Source organism: Sedimenticola hydrogenitrophicus (assembly GCF_025175675.1).
GTDB lineage: Bacteria > Pseudomonadota > Gammaproteobacteria > Chromatiales > Chromatiaceae > Sedimenticola > Sedimenticola hydrogenitrophicus.
This window is the reverse complement of sequence record NZ_JANIOA010000013.1, coordinates 45000-59277: the sequence shown is the minus strand read 5'-3', so window position 1 is coordinate 59277 and position 14278 is coordinate 45000. Positions and strand designations below refer to the sequence as shown.

General features: G+C 59.4%; 13 protein-coding genes. 3 read left to right on the top strand and 10 right to left on the bottom strand.

The annotated features are described in order from the left end of the window. Window positions 1-407: 407 nt before the first annotated feature. Window positions 408-2675, bottom strand: a complete 2268-nt coding sequence (locus NPX02_RS09080) for a sensor domain-containing protein (protein ID WP_260293260.1) — start codon at window positions 2673-2675, stop codon at window positions 408-410. Between the two features lie 16 nt (window positions 2676-2691). Beyond that, window positions 2692-2910: a hypothetical protein gene (locus NPX02_RS09075; RefSeq protein ID WP_260293208.1), complete on the bottom strand. Its 219-nt coding sequence runs from the start codon at window positions 2908-2910 to the stop codon at window positions 2692-2694. 599 nt (window positions 2911-3509) lie between these two features. On the opposite strand from NPX02_RS09075, the gene NPX02_RS09070 reads away from it, so the two are divergent. Then, window positions 3510-4097 (top strand): ANTAR domain-containing response regulator, encoded by a 588-nt coding sequence (locus tag NPX02_RS09070; protein ID WP_260293206.1) that lies wholly within the window; start codon window positions 3510-3512, stop codon window positions 4095-4097. Here NPX02_RS09070 and NPX02_RS09065 read toward each other — a convergent pair. Next, entirely contained in the window at window positions 4070-5908 is a 1839-nt protein-coding gene (locus tag NPX02_RS09065) for a PAS domain S-box protein (RefSeq protein WP_260293205.1), read from the bottom strand. The genes NPX02_RS09070 and NPX02_RS09065 overlap by 28 nt on opposite strands. A 239-nt stretch (window positions 5909-6147) precedes the next feature. On the opposite strand from NPX02_RS09065, the gene NPX02_RS09060 reads away from it, so the two are divergent. Both NPX02_RS09060 and NPX02_RS09055 read left to right on the top strand, forming a co-directional pair. Beyond that, window positions 6148-6954, top strand: coding sequence for a CbbQ/NirQ/NorQ/GpvN family protein (locus tag NPX02_RS09060; protein WP_260293204.1), 807 nt, complete (start codon window positions 6148-6150; stop codon window positions 6952-6954). 1 nt (window position 6955) lies between these two features. Next, entirely contained in the window at window positions 6956-9061 is a 2106-nt protein-coding gene (locus tag NPX02_RS09055; protein WP_260293203.1) for a nitric oxide reductase activation protein NorD, read from the top strand. A gap of 55 nt (window positions 9062-9116) precedes the next feature. Here the strand turns inward: NPX02_RS09055 and NPX02_RS09050 are convergent, their stop codons facing one another. From NPX02_RS09050 to NPX02_RS09020, 7 genes are all read right to left on the bottom strand, one after another. Beyond that, window positions 9117-9572 carry a GFA family protein gene (locus tag NPX02_RS09050; protein WP_260293202.1) on the bottom strand — a complete coding sequence of 152 codons (456 nt, stop codon included), beginning with the start codon at window positions 9570-9572 and terminating at the stop codon, window positions 9117-9119. A 58-nt stretch (window positions 9573-9630) separates the two neighbouring features. Continuing rightward, on the bottom strand, window positions 9631-9819 hold the full coding sequence (locus tag NPX02_RS09045; RefSeq protein ID WP_260293201.1) for a hypothetical protein: 189 nt from the start codon (window positions 9817-9819) through the stop codon (window positions 9631-9633). Between the two features lie 9 nt (window positions 9820-9828). Further along, window positions 9829-10764 carry a carbon-nitrogen hydrolase family protein gene (locus NPX02_RS09040; protein WP_260293200.1) on the bottom strand — a complete coding sequence of 312 codons (936 nt, stop codon included), beginning with the start codon at window positions 10762-10764 and terminating at the stop codon, window positions 9829-9831. 332 nt (window positions 10765-11096) lie between these two features. Beyond that, window positions 11097-12782, bottom strand: a complete 1686-nt coding sequence (locus tag NPX02_RS09035; protein ID WP_260293199.1) for a tetratricopeptide repeat protein — start codon at window positions 12780-12782, stop codon at window positions 11097-11099. Window positions 12783-12886: 104 nt separating this feature from the next. Further along, on the bottom strand, window positions 12887-13084 hold the full coding sequence (locus NPX02_RS09030) for a DUF1059 domain-containing protein (protein ID WP_260293198.1): 198 nt from the start codon (window positions 13082-13084) through the stop codon (window positions 12887-12889). Between the two features lie 500 nt (window positions 13085-13584). Further along, window positions 13585-13848, bottom strand: coding sequence for an RNA recognition motif domain-containing protein (locus tag NPX02_RS09025; RefSeq protein ID WP_260293196.1), 264 nt, complete (start codon window positions 13846-13848; stop codon window positions 13585-13587). A gap of 98 nt (window positions 13849-13946) precedes the next feature. Beyond that, the gene (locus tag NPX02_RS09020; protein WP_260293195.1) at window positions 13947-14147 is read right to left on the bottom strand and encodes a cold-shock protein; all 201 of its coding nucleotides are present in this window, start codon (window positions 14145-14147) and stop codon (window positions 13947-13949) included. Between the last annotated feature and the right edge of the window lie 131 nt (window positions 14148-14278).

The window sequence follows — 14278 nt, the reverse complement described above, 5'->3', positions numbered from 1 at the left end:
GCTCAAGCAGCTTTGAGAACGTTATCACAGGACCAACGGGGTGTTTCGCCAGGAGCTGACGGCATACGGAGAACTGCCCGTACCCGTGGAACCATGGGAAACAGAGACGATAACGACAGCATGTCGGTTTGCGCTATCGCAAGGCGGGGGAACGGCCTTGAAAATCTGGCGATGTGAAACATTACCCGTGGCTGAATACGGATTGATCCGCCAACTCAGCAATACACCGCCGCATCACGAAGGGAAGGGTGACACTGGCGACGGAAACTGACAGCAACCGCTGGGGTCACTTCCATTTATGGTTCCACTATATCGGCCTGTGGCAGCGTTCCTTTAACGGATTCCAGTTTTTCTTCCACAGCTGTTTTGACGTCAACATCAGCCAAGGCAACCGCTGGCTTTGGGTGTCATAAGGACCGCTGCTCCAGGTAAGCATTGAACTCGCTAGTCGGCCGCGGCGGACTGAAATAGAATCCCTGAAAATATTCGCAGCCCTTAAGGATCAGAAAGCCCAGGTCATCATCATTTTCGACGCCTTCGGCAATGACCTGCAAACGGAGCTGGCGCGCCATGGCCATCAACGCTTCCACCACGGCGGCGTTTCTCTCATCAAGGCTGATACCGGTGACAAAGGAGCGATCAATCTTCAGGATATCCAGCGGTAGCCGGGTCAGATAGGCAAGCGATGAGTAACCGGTGCCGAAATCATCCATGGCAATACGGATGCCGATCCCTTTCAGCGCATCCATGGTCTCGACGGCATCCGTTTTCGCATCTATCAGGATGTTCTCAGTGATCTCCAATACCAGACATCCGGGAGCCACTTCGGCTTCGTCGATTATGCGCTGGATCAGGGAGACGAAATCCCTTTGCAGAAACTGCTTTGGGCTGATATTTATGCACAGATGCCGCAATCCGCCCGCAACCCCGCTATCCGTCCAGGCCTTAAGCTTTTGACACGCCTCGCGGAATACCCACTCGCCGACAGGCAGAATCAGGCCGGTGGTTTCCGCCACATCGATACACAGATCAACACGATGAAAGCCCCCTTTCCGATCCGGGCATCGTAACAGCACCTCGGCGCCGACCAGGCATCCCGATGCGTCCACCTGGGGTTGATAGTGGAGTTGCAATTCTCCCTGCGCCAGCGCCCAGCGCAGATCCTGCTCAACCACAAGGCGCTCGTTGGCCAGCATCTGCATCACCGGAAGAAAGAATCTGACACAGTTCCGTCCTTCCGCCTTGGCTCGGTACATTGCGGTATCGGCCTGCTGCAGTATCTCGGTGGTCGTTTCGTTGTTATCCGGAAACAGGGCCACGCCGATACTTGTTGAAACATTCAGAGGATAGCCGCCGACGACAAAGGCAATAGAAAGTGCGTCACGTATCTTTTCCGCCACCAGTTGGGCCTGCCGGGCCACATCTCTCGGTTGGCGGCCGGACTCGGTCAGCAGGACTACAAATTCATCACCCCCCCATCGGGCCACCATATCTTCTTTGCGCAAGGTGTTTGTCAGGCGACTGGAGACCTGCCGCAATACCTCATCACCCACCGTATGGCCCAGGGAGTCATTGATATTCTTGAAATGATCCAGGTCGATGAACAACACCGCGCCGACATGGCCGTGTCGGCGGGACCGGACCAGAGCCTGGTCGATGTGGCAAATCATCTGGCTGCGGTTCGGCAGCGCCGTAAGATCATCGAATTGCGCCTGGAATGCCAGGGTCTGCTCCGCACGCCGCTTGGAGATGCCCATGCTCAACACATCGGCTACCCGTCTCAGGAAGGTCTTGTCGCCTTCCTTCTCCCCATGTCCGGGCGGCAGGTAGAGGGTCAGCACGCCCAGGATGTCCCGGTTTGACAGGATAGGAACCGCGTAGTGTCCATGCGGTTCCATGCCGGGATAGCGTACATCATGCCTGGCATCATCGGTATCGGGGATGTAGAGCAGTTCCTTCCGGGCCGCTGCACGCCCGCAGATACACCAACCGAAAGAGATCCGCTCACAGGTTTGGGTCACGGCATCGGTCAGGTGGTAGCTGGCCACCAGGCGAAGGGTCTTCTGCTGCCGATGGGATTCGCCCAGGAAGACAGCCCCTTTTGGCAGCAAATTGAGCCAGGGAATCGACTGCAGCAGGGATTCCAGAGATTGCTGAAGAAATGACTCAACATCCCTGTCTTCCAGGGAGAGCCGCAGCAAAACCCCCAAACACTGCTCCTCCGCCGCCTTGCGGGTAATCCGCTCCTGCTGTTTCGCGCGGCGAGTGATATCCCGTGCGTTCAGGATAAAACCATGCAACTCCTGCCGATGATCATAAAGAGCGGATATAGCACACTCGATCTGCCGGTTTTTTCCATGTAACTGATATCCCAGCGAGTAGTGGTACTCGCCGTCACTATCAAGACCCTGGTGCATAGCCCCGAACCGCTCGACATCGTCAAGTCCCAGGACAGAAACCTGGCTGAGCCGCCTGCCATCCAGCTCAGACGCTTCGTAGCCAAGCAGCTTCCGGGCTGATGGATTGTGGTATCGGACGACAAAATCGGTGTCCAGGGCGATGATTGCAATCATCCCTGAACCATTGAGGATGCTCTCCAGGTAGTGTTCCCTCGGTGATTCAGGCCGAATTTCCTGAAGTTCCCCAGGTACAACGTGCGCCGGATTGTGCGGCATCTGTGTCAGCACATCATCAGTTTTCACCGCCACCTCTGCGACAAATGCGGGTTCGACCGTGATCCACAGGAATGTTGGCGGTGATTATCTCAGCGCGAGATGGCCGTGCTTCCCTTGCGAGCAGCACTTCTCCCACCGAGGGTGCCCCTCCGAACAGATTGTCGAACCTCTCGGGATCATTTTCGGCCAATTCAGCCCTCTCATTTAAATGAAATCCGCGAATATTGATGGACATTTCTATATTCCAACCTGAATTCATAACGCATACAGCCCAAAGACCGCGCTGCTGACGGCACGATGAGAACGCCAGAAACTCGTCGGCAACAGCAATCAATGGCTGACCGTTTTGGTAATTCGAATGATTTTAAAGGCGGGGGAAAGGCCTGGCTTTCTATTATTATGTTCAACGCTACGCGAAGAGCGGCTCAACACTGAAAGCTTTATAAATTTATATTTCAGGAACAATGAAATACAAACGCGCTATTTTATACCATCATATAGAACGAATATAAACCCGCTAATTACCGTTTTAGTGTGAGAGGAGCATGGGCTTGAGATGCCCAGGGATATTAATGACTATTTTGGAAATTGATCTAGAGCAAGGTTTTTCCGCGCTCCTCACTGCAACCTTGAACTGGCTGTAGGGAAGCGCTGCAAGTCCCATGTGATCTTTTTTCCCAACCTGGCAAGCGCTGGAGATATAGGTCTCCCAACTGTATGTAATGTAGAGAACAGAGGAACGCATCCTACATATCAAAGGTGATCCAATGCCTGACAGGAACCATGGAATAACAACGTGGCAAAACAAGTCGCAAGCAGTTCAGGGGATGCCCAATGACAATAAAACTTCTTCTGGTTGATGATGATGCACTGGTACTGGCCACATTCAGTCGTGGCCTGCGAGATGCCGGTTATACCGTACTGGTCGCGGCAACCGGGGAGGAAGCCTTGGAGACGGCCGCCAGCGATTCTCCGGATCTTGCCATCCTGGACATCCGCATGCCGGGCATCTCCGGCATCGATGTATCACGGCATCTGCATGATCAGGACATCCCGGTTATCCACCTCTCCGCTTATGACGATCAGGAGACACTCAATGCCGCATTGGAGCAGGGGGCCCTGGGTTATCTGGTGAAGCCGATCGATGTGGCCAAGGCCATACCGGCCATCGAAACCGCTCTGAAGCGGGCCGCTGATCTGCAGAGATTGCAAGCCACGGAGGGACGTCTGACCCGGGCGCTGGATACCGCCAACGTGGTCAACTTTGCCGTCGGCATCATCTCCGAACGCCACCGCATTGACCGCGACCGGGCGTTTGATATGATCCGCGATCAAGCTCGGTCGGAACGTCGCAAGGTGAAAGAGATAGCACGTGAGATACTGGATGCCACCGACTACATCAATCGGTTCGGTGTGGGGTAGTCCTTTGCATCCAGCTTCTGTTCCAGCCTGACCACGGGACTCTCCAGGGCCAATTGTAAAGTCACCCTATCTCCATTCGCCGCCGCGGAAAGTGTTGCCCCTCGATGAGGTAGCAGGTCCCTGGCCAAGGTCAGTCCGGTACCCAGACCTATCCCCTGCTGTAGATCAAAACCCGCGGGCAGAGGTACAGCGCTGAAATTGCTCACACGCAGAATTACCCGTTCACTCTCTACCAGGAGATTCACCTTTATTGCCGACCGCATTGCCATCGTCGATCCGCTATGCTTCACTGCATTCAGCAACAGTTCATTAATAATCAGTGCCAACGGCACGGCGTCAGACGGCCTGACACTGATATCCGGTGTGACTTCATCGATTTCCAGTTGAACCGCGGCCGATGCCACGTTACCGACCGCCTTGCTGATCAATTCCAACAGCACAGGCAATTCAACACGCCATTGGTTCAAGCGACTTTGCAGGCCATGCACCAGTGCGATGGATTCGACTTGACCGATTGCCGACTCCATCACTTCCGCCAACTCCGGTTTATCCCGGATATGGTTCCGCAGCAGATTAACAATTCCCTGCAGGTGATTCTTGATCCGGTGATGCACTTCCCGCACCAGGGTATCGCGCTGCGCCTGTATCTCGTGCAACCGTTTCTGCTCTTTCAGCCTGCGTTCAGTGATATCCCTGACGAATGAGAAGATAAACTGATCATCGCCGACCTTTGCCAGGGTGGCACTGATGTCCAGGTCGATCACACGGCCATCCCGACAACGGTGGCTCGATTCAAAATGGTCGTGCCCGTGTTCGCTAATCTTCTTGATGTGCCGCGCCGCTTCGGTATCCGTCTCGCTGACCTCGAGATCGCTCAGCGTCATCTGCAACAGCACATTGCGCTCGTGCCCCACCATACGGCAATAGGCGCCGTTTACCTCTCGTATGGAGCCGTCCAGATTCAAAATGACCAACCCGTCATGGCTGTTTTCCAGGATCAGGCGATTGCGCAGGGTCTGTTCCTTCAGTGCCTTTTCCGCGGCCACGCGCAGCGTGATATTGCGATCAATGCCACGGTAACCCGCAAACCGGCGGTTGCCATCATAGAAAGGGACTCCGCTGGTCTCCAGTATGACCTCGTAGCCGGCGACATGGGTATTGGTATTGACCAGGCGATTGATGGGCAGCCGCCGCTCAACCAGAGAAAAAAACGCTCTTCGCACGCGTAGGTCTTCGGACGACGGCATCAGATCGAACGGCGTTTTCCCTAGCAGTGAGTCCGGCGCATAACCAAGAATATGCTCCACCTGCGGGCTGACATAGGTGTATCGACCCAGAGGATCGACTTCCCAGATCCAGTCACTGGTACTCTCTACCAGACTGCGGAAACGTGCCTCGCTCTCGCGCAAGGCATGTTCCGCTTCCCGGCGACGGGTGATGTCCTGCACCACACCCAGCATGTGCGACGGAACACCGGCCTCGTCACATTGCACATCCCCCCGCTCCAGTACCCAACGGACGCTGCCGTCGGGCCAGACCACGCGGTGTTCTATCTCGTAGTTGTCACGCCGTTCGATACAGGCATTGACGGCATTGACCACCGCCTGCCGGTCATCCGGATGCACCGCCGCCAGGAAGTTTTCGTACGTGGTTTCCAGCTCGCCCGGGGCATAACCGAACAGCGGTCCGATACGTTCACTCCAGTAGAGTTCGCCGGTCCGGATGTTCCAGTCCCAGGTGCCGATGTCCGCAAACGCCAGACTGCGCACATACCGGTCCTGGCGCTCTACTGCTGTGTCACCGCTGTTCACCCCTTCTGCTCCATACCACCCCTCCACCTGGATGCCCGTCGATCATGATCCGGCTTGTCGATAACCCGGGATTATGCACCGGCCCGGTAAAAGGTTCATCACACTTCGGCAGGCAACGCCACTGACCACCGTATGGCACGGGGTGCCCGGGCGGAAAATCCTTACTTTCCGCTTGTTGATATCCCCACCTTTCCCCAGCAGACTTGAGTGCTGACGCAGTAACCCAGGAGTACCCACGGATGCGCACCTTCAGACTGGATGAGTACCGGATCGAGGATGAGCCCTATTACCAGCCCACCGGCGACGAGATCGAGCTGTTCGAGGCGGCCTACCGCAACCAGCTGCCGCTGCTGCTGAAGGGGCCGACCGGCTGCGGCAAGACCCGCTTCATGGAGTACATGGCGTGGCGGCTCAAGCGACCGCTGATCACCGTCTCCTGCCATGACGACCTGACCGCCTCCGACCTGGTGGGGCGCTACCTGATCAAGGGCGGCGAGACCAACTGGATCGACGGCCCCCTGACCCAGGCGGTCAAGGCGGGCGGCATCTGTTACCTGGATGAGATCGTCGAGGCGCGCAAGGACACCATGGTGGTGATCCACCCCCTGGCCGATGACCGCCGGGTGCTGCCGATAGAGAAGCTCGGCACCCTGATCGAGGCCGATCCGGAGTTCGCCATCGCCATCTCCTACAACCCCGGCTACCAGAGCGTGCTCAAGGACCTGAAACAGAGTACCCGGCAGCGCTTCGTGGCGCTGGAGTTCAACTACCCCGGGGCGGCGCTGGAGAGCGAGATCGTGGTGCGCGAATCGGGACTGGACTGGGAGCTGGCCGGACGGCTGGTGAAATTTGCCGGCATGACCCGCAACCTCAAGGGCAGCGGTCTGGAAGAGGGGGCCAGCACCCGCCTGCTGGTACACGCCGCCAAATTGATGGTGGCCGGGGTCAATCCGGTCTCCGCCTGCCAGGGGGCGATCGCCCAGGCCCTCACCGACGACCCGGAGATGCTCGCCTCGGTGAACGAACTCTCCTCCTCCCTGTTCTGAGATGGCCTCCACCGCCCCGCTCCCGGCATCCGCGGTGCGCCAGCTGCTGGACCAGCTGCTGGAGGTGGAGTTCTCGTTCCGCGACACGGCGCAACCGGCCGCCGCTATCGCAGCCCTCCCGGCAGAGCGCCAGGCCCGCCTGATCAGCTGGATCCGACGCATCGCCAGTACCCACGTGGAGCTGGGCTACCAGGTCGCCTGTCGCGGCGTGGCGGCGCAGGCGCTGATGGCGCCGGACGACTTCGAGGCCTGGATCTTCCACAGCATGGATCGCTACGATGCCGAGGGACTGCGCCCGGCCCTGCGGGTGATCGAACAGTACCGGCAATTTGCCGGGCAGCAGCAGGCCCGGTCACGCGGCGCCCTGCTGCAGGAACACGAGGGGGTGCTAAGCCATTTTCTCCGGGGCCTCTCCGGGCGGCCGCTCAAGCTCAGCGCGGCGGACACCATCCATACCGACAGCGAGACCCTGTTCCTGCCGCCACTGCTGGCAGGGTTGCCGACCCCGGAGCAAAACTTCCAGCACTACAAGGTCACCTGCGCCCTGCTCTGGGCGCAGATCCGCTTTGGCTCCTTCCGCCCGCTGCTGTCCCTCAACGCTCCCGATCCCGGGCTCCTGGCGCTCTATCACGCCATGGAGCTGCTGCGCCTGAAGGCGTGTCTGCGACGCGCCCTGCCGGGGCTCCATCGGCAGCTGGAACAGATCAGCCAGGCGCTCGGTGAGGCGGCCCTGCCGGCCGAGTGGACAGGGCTACTGGCGCGGCTTGAGACACCGGAAACCCAGGCTACCGATGTGCTGGCGCTGGCCCGGCAGCAACTCGGCCGACTCACACCCTACCCGTCCGCCGGACAGCCGATCCTCCTGGACCTGGAGGCGGTGCGCGCCTGCATGCCGGCCCGCATGGAGAAGGAGCGGGCCCGCTTCAAGGTGGCGCTGAACAGCCTGCTGGAGGAGCTGCCGCGCGGTGAGCGGGAGCAGCGACCCTCCCGCTTTACCAAACAGCGCGAGGAGGACCCGTCCGTGCCGGAGGGTTTCCGCGTCGAGATCCTGCTGGACGATATGCCGGCGCCGCTGCCCGATGAGGTGCAGGCGCTGCAACGCTCCATCCTGCTCGACCTGGGGGAGATCCCGGATGACTACCTGCAACCCGCCGGGCCAGGTGATTATGACCCGGCCCTGCTGCGCGATCCGAAGCGTGATGCCGATGACGTGTGGCGCGGCAGCTATCACGAGGAGGGGGCTCACCTCTACGACGAGTGGGACTTCCAGCGCCGCCATTATCGGAAAAACTGGTGTGCCGTGCGGGAGCGCGAGATCACCCCGCTGTATGATGATTTCGCGGCCCGCACCCTGGCCAAGCACCACGGCCTGATCAAGCACCTGCGTAAGACCTTCGAGGCGATGCGCCACGAGAACCGGCTGCTGAAACGCCAGCCGGAAGGGGATGAGGTGGATATCGACGCCCTGGTGGAGGCGCTGGCGGATGCCCACCTCGGATTCGAGATGACCGAGCGCCTGCTCACCAAAATGCAGCGCAACGAACGTAACATCGCGGTGGTCTTCATGGTGGACATGAGCGGCTCCACCAAGGGCTGGATCAACGACGCCGAGCGCGAATCCCTGCTGCTGCTGTGCGAGGCGTTGCAGAGCCTGGGTGACCGCTACGCCATCTACGGCTTCTCCGGCATGACCCGCAAGCGCTGCGAGCTGTTCCACATCAAGCACTTCGAGGAGTCCTACGGTGAACTGATCCGGGCACGCATCAGCGCCATCGAACCCCAGGACTATACCCGCATGGGCTTCGCCATCCGCCACCTCACCCGGGTATTGCAGCAGACCGAGGCCAAGACCCGCCTGCTCGTCACCCTCTCCGACGGCAAGCCGGATGACTACGACGGCTACCGGGGTCAATACGGTATCGAGGATACCCGCCGCGCCCTGATCGAGGCGCGGCGCGGCGGCATCCACCCCTACTGCATCACCATCGACGAGGAGGCGCGGGACTACCTGCCCCACCTCTACGGCCCGGCCGCCTACAGCGTGGTGGACGATGTGCGCGCGCTGCCGCTGAAGGTCTCCGACATCTACCGGCGGTTGACCCGCTGAACGGCGTCAGTCGACCGCGCCCACACGGAAAAAAACGCTGGGGTGAAACCGCACTTCACTCAGCCAGCCGATTCCCGGTGCCGCCGGCCTCCTTGGGTAAATCCTTGAACTTGGGCAACCCATCCCGAATGGGTTGTACGGACTCCTGATAGTGCACATGGAATGCCGGCTCAAAATGAAAATGATCAATCACCGCTGACGGGACATCAATCAAGCCCATGGTGGGGTGATCGGTATAGAGATGCCCGCCGCATACTTTGCACCACTTGCGTTTGCTGACCACCTGCCGATGATCAGAACGGGGATTTTGCTCATAACTGGCTATCTGTTCCGCACCCCGGGTAATCGCCAGGCTCTCCGGTTTCCACAAGGTAAAGGCACTGACCCGGCCGGCGGACCAGCGGCGGCAGGAGTCACAATGGCAGTAGGCCATCACTTCCGGCTCACCGGTCAGGGTCATCGCTACCCCGCCACAAAAGCAGCTTGCATGATAGGTCGTTGTCGCATTCATGATGTTCTCCTCATACCCAGAGGAACTGAATTGACACCGGCACTATCGCCAGCATCGATCACTGCCCCTGTACAGATAACTGTTCCGCCTGGGCCAGATTGGCCTGCAGATCGGCCAACCTGGGTTCCATCTGCAGGGCGGCCACGCGCAGCGGGGTGCCGGCGGTGGTCTGCGGCTGTACCGCACCGCTCCATCCAGCGCAGAGGATGGCGGCCAGCCAGCCGTTGAAATGGCGCCGGTTTATCACGGCCCGGACTCAGGAGAAATCCACCGGGCGCTGCGGCTGCCGGTTGACCTTGAGCTGAAAGAGATCCGGCCGCGCATAGTGACCGGCCACGTCCAGGGTACGACGGGCCAGCCCCACCTTGGCCGCATCCACCTCGGCGTAGAGGATACCCGACTCGCGCCGCAGCGGTCCGGCCACCACCCCGCCACCCGGGGCGATGACCACCGAGTCCCCCGGATTCACCCACTCATCGGGATCAGGATAGAGAGCAGCCAGATCGGCCACGTCCACCCGCAGATCCTCTCCCCGCAACAGCGTCCCGCTACCCACCACCCAGCACCCTGCCTCGCGGGCGATGTGGCGCAGGCTGCCGATCCAGTCGTCGCCGCTGTCATAGGTGGGGGCCACATAGAGCTCCACGCCCTGGGCATAGAGGGCATAACGCGCCAGCGGCATATAGTTCTCCCAACAGAGCAGCGCACCCACCCGGCCACAGGGGGTATCCACCACATTCAGCCCGGCGGCGTCGCCGAAGCCCCATACCATCCGTTCCGGATTGGTGGGCATGACCTTGCGATGACGGTTCAGCACCGTCCCCTCCGGGCCGACCACCAGGTAGCTGTTGAAGAGGGTGGCGCGGCTGAAATCACTGTCCCGCTCATTGATCCCGCACATCACGGTTACCTGATGCTGGCGCGCCGCCGCGCAGAGGGGTTCCAGATCGCCCCGTTTCAGGTCCACCGACTGATCCAGCAGACGACCGTGCAATGCCTCGCACGCTCCCCAGTCGGCGCCCGGTCGGAGACGCCAGGCCCAGGCGGGATAACCGGGGATAAAGGCCTCGGGAAAAACCACCAGTTCCGCCCCCTGGGAGGCCGCCAGCGCGATTTGCCCGACAGCCAGCTCCAGGGTTTTGGCCCGGTCCAGAAATACCGGTGGTATCTGTACTATCGCCAATTTACTCATGGCCGCTCTCCTCCGTTGGATAACCACGGTCCGCAGCGGTGCCACACCGCCACTGTCCTGTCCCACTGCCGGACGGGGGCCTGTTTACAAGTGATGGGATCAAACCGCGCTTGCTGTGCTGTATTCATCATGGCGTCTCTCCTCTGGGTTAATTCAGGACAACCCGGGCGAGCCTGCGCTGCCTTAATTCAGGGTATAGACGGAGACGCCCGAAAAGTCCCGAATGATTCCCTAAGAAATCACGAAGAAACAGTTTTCAGTTGTTTTTCAATAGGTTTCGCAAGGAGTAAAGAAGAAAACGAACCGTGGCTTGTCGTCGTTGCAGAGACCGATTACGGCTTTTGCACACGCACGGCCGTTTCCACCAGACCCAATGACGCCAGTGCGGTTCGCAATTGCCGGGCCTGCCCCTTGTCGGTCATCGGATAGGTCTGCAACCAACTATCGGCATTGAAGTCATCCTGCAGAGCGAGTATCTCATCCGCCTCCCAGAGTGCCCCGGCGTGATCGCCGGACGCCTCCAGCACGGCGGCCAGATAAATATGCCCTTCCAGATTGGCGGGATTGCGCATCAGCGCCTCGTTGAGATTGATCAGTGCCTGCTCCCAATCCCCCAGATAGAAATAGGCGCGACCGAGCAGCAGGTAATAGAGATAACCGGCATCCGGGTTGAGGCGGATGGCGGTGCGGATCAGCGCGGGGGTCCTGTCCGATCGACCCAGATAGGTATTGATCCCGCCCATCAGGGCATAGGCATCGGCGAATGACTGATCCAGGGAGGTCGCCTTTTTCAGCAACCCGATCGCCTTCTCGTGCTGCCGTTGCTGGGCACTCACATAGGCCAGCACCCAATAAACTTCGGGAATGTCGGGGTCGATCTGCAGTGCTGTCCTGGCCATGCCGCGGGCCTTTTCCAGGGCAACGCTCCCGCTGGATATCCACTGATTGCGGTAATCCGCCGCATGGCTGAGCGCCAGACCGGCATAGGCGCGGGCGAACGAAGGGTCCAGTGCAATGGCCTGGCGGTAGAGGGTGCGGGCCTTCTCATTCTCCTCCCGCAATCTGACCAGCAGTAGCGACTGGGCCCGCAGAAAAAGCTCGTAGGCCGGTACGCTGTGGGTATAGCGGTGTGCCAGGTGCCGCTGCTCCGCTTCACTTACCTTGAGCGACAGGGTCGCGGCGATTTGCCGGCTGATCTGTTCCTGGATCTGGAACAGGTTGTCGATCGGTTGATGATAGCGTTCCGACCAGAGCTGACGACCGCTCTGCATGTCCTGCAGATGGACCTGCACGCGCAGTTCGTCCGCGGCACGCTGCACCTCACCGGTGACCCGATAGCGCACCGGCAGCGCCCCCTTCCCGTCATCCTTCTGTCCCAGAATGGAGCGGGACCCGATTACCCAGAGACCGGAGAGACGCGACAGATCGGTTATCAGGTCGAATGTCAGACCCTGGGCCAGGTAGGCTTGTGGGGCATCCTCCCCGAGTAATTGAAAAGGCTGCACCGTCAGCGTCGGCAACCCCTCGGCAGGCACCGGCTTAAGCGCGGAGACATCGGGCAGCCCGCTCATCGGTTGCGGCATGTAGAGCGTGCGATAACCCAGCACACCAATCAGAATGACCAGTGTCACCACCAGCAACGCCCAACCGGAGCGCTGGCGATTCGACGGCGCGGCTGGCGCCGCGGGCGGGGAGCGGTCAACCGTGACACAAAGACGATAACCGCGCTTGGCTACCGTCTGGATATAGCGGGGATTTTTCGCACTATCGCCCAACGCCTTGCGCAGCTTGATCACCGCCTGGGTCAGGGTGTCGTCACTGACGACGACGCCCGGCCACAAGGCCTCAAACAGCTGCTCACGGCTCACCGTATTCCCGGCAAGCTCCGCCAGGTACAGCAGCAGTCCCATCGCTTTCGGTTCGAGCGGGACCCGTTTGCCGTCACGGCACAGCTCATTGTCTGCCGGCACTACCCGCCAGGCACCCAGGTTGAACGCTTCTGGTTGGGATGGACTCAATCAGCTGTCCCGTTTCGTGATTCGCTATCCGGTTTGTCTGAGAATTGTCCGCAACGGACCGGCAGGAGGCGGGCCGTCCCTGGCCCATCCCGGGGGTTACGCCGTCAGCTTGCCGGCGTCTCCCCTTCGTTGAACATCTTGAGCATCTGGTCCCGCAGTTCCGGACTGTCCTGGTGGCCGTGCACCTGGCTGGCGTGTTGCACCGCCGCCTCCAGCAGTTCTTCCTTGGTGTCCGCGGAAAGCGCCACCGTGCATTTCGAGTCGCTCGGGTAGTCGCGGCAATCTATATAGTATCTTGACATGATCAATACCTCCCAACACCGTCGTGAGGGTTTTGAGGCGGCGGTTTGGGGCCGGCCGCCCCGCTTGTCGGAACGGCGCCAATCCCGTAACGACAGATTGAGTATAGTCAGAATCTCCCCCGACCCGCCCGGTTCGGTATCCTATGCGCGGGAAATCGGTCGCAACTGGCAGGTCCGACGAAACCCTGGATACGGCATGGAGGGGGATTAGCGAGGGGATCATTTACGCCGAGGTTCCCCGTTCAGTGGGGTCAAGGCATCGGGTATCGGTCGCGGGGGTCAAATACGGTAGCGAGGAGTACCTGGAGATCAAGTACTTGTGTATGGGTGTTGGTTAATTCGTTCCGGGTAAAGGGCGTCGCTCTTGAACGGGCGGCGCCCCGTCATTTCCGCTATCTCGCCCATTTGGCCCGAGGGTGGATCACCTTCGGATCAACAGGTTTGTTCAATCGGTATTCCAGCTTGCGCTTCCCCAGGATTCCCTCGGGACAGCCCACCATTTAGCGGCGGCGACGGCCACCTGGTTTGGGGGTCTCGAAGTTGACCTTCAGCGACTTGCCGTTGAACTCTCTACCATTCAGTCCGGCGATGGCGGCACGCGCCTCGTGGCCTTCCATCTCAATAAAGCCGAAGCCCTTGCACTGGCCGGAAAAGACATCCATAACCAGCTTGGATGCGCGCACCGTACCGAATTCGGAAAACAGGGTCTGGATATCTTGTTCGCTGGTATCGGATGGCAGATTCCCGATAAATATCTTTTTCAATGAGGTTCCCCCTTTGCATCATGCAAACTGTTACTGCGGTAATAAAGAACCCCGCCGAAGCGGGGTTCTGCATATCGGTTTAGCCGATAAGGTGAGGCTTAGGCGCTAACCTTGCTCGCCTGCAGGCCCTTGGGACCCTTCTCAACATCAAAGGTGACCGGCTGGCCTTCGGCCAGGGTCTTGAAACCCGAACCCTGGATGGCATTGAAATGTACGAATACATCGGGGCCGCCATCATCCTGAGAAATAAACCCAAAACCTTTGGACTCGTTAAACCACTTTACAGTACCTGTAGCCATATAACTTTTACCTGAAATAAATTAAACAATGTGCTTGCTGCTTACAGGTAATGAAACGAGGAATTGAGGGGGTAACAAGAATGGAACGACCAAAACTGCTGATAACAAAATCTGTAGCTGGAGACACTATA

Bases quoted from the DNA above. Each gene is read 5' to 3' on its own strand.
- NPX02_RS09070 (WP_260293206.1), top strand. From the start codon at position 3,510: ATGACAATAAAACTTCTTCTGGTTGATGATGATGCACTGGTACTGGCC.
- NPX02_RS09020 (WP_260293195.1), bottom strand. From the start codon at position 14,147: ATGGCTACAGGTACTGTAAAGTGGTTTAACGAGTCCAAAGGTTTTGGG.
- NPX02_RS09050 (WP_260293202.1), bottom strand. From the start codon at position 9,572: ATGAATGCGACAACGACCTATCATGCAAGCTGCTTTTGTGGCGGGGTA.
- NPX02_RS09060 (WP_260293204.1), top strand. From the start codon at position 6,148: ATGCGCACCTTCAGACTGGATGAGTACCGGATCGAGGATGAGCCCTAT.
- NPX02_RS09030 (WP_260293198.1), bottom strand. From the start codon at position 13,084: ATGTCAAGATACTATATAGATTGCCGCGACTACCCGAGCGACTCGAAA.
- NPX02_RS09040 (WP_260293200.1), bottom strand. From the start codon at position 10,764: ATGAGTAAATTGGCGATAGTACAGATACCACCGGTATTTCTGGACCGG.
- NPX02_RS09075 (WP_260293208.1), bottom strand. From the start codon at position 2,910: ATGTCCATCAATATTCGCGGATTTCATTTAAATGAGAGGGCTGAATTG.
- NPX02_RS09080 (WP_260293260.1), bottom strand. From the start codon at position 2,675: ATGCCGCACAATCCGGCGCACGTTGTACCTGGGGAACTTCAGGAAATT.
- NPX02_RS09055 (WP_260293203.1), top strand. From the start codon at position 6,956: ATGGCCTCCACCGCCCCGCTCCCGGCATCCGCGGTGCGCCAGCTGCTG.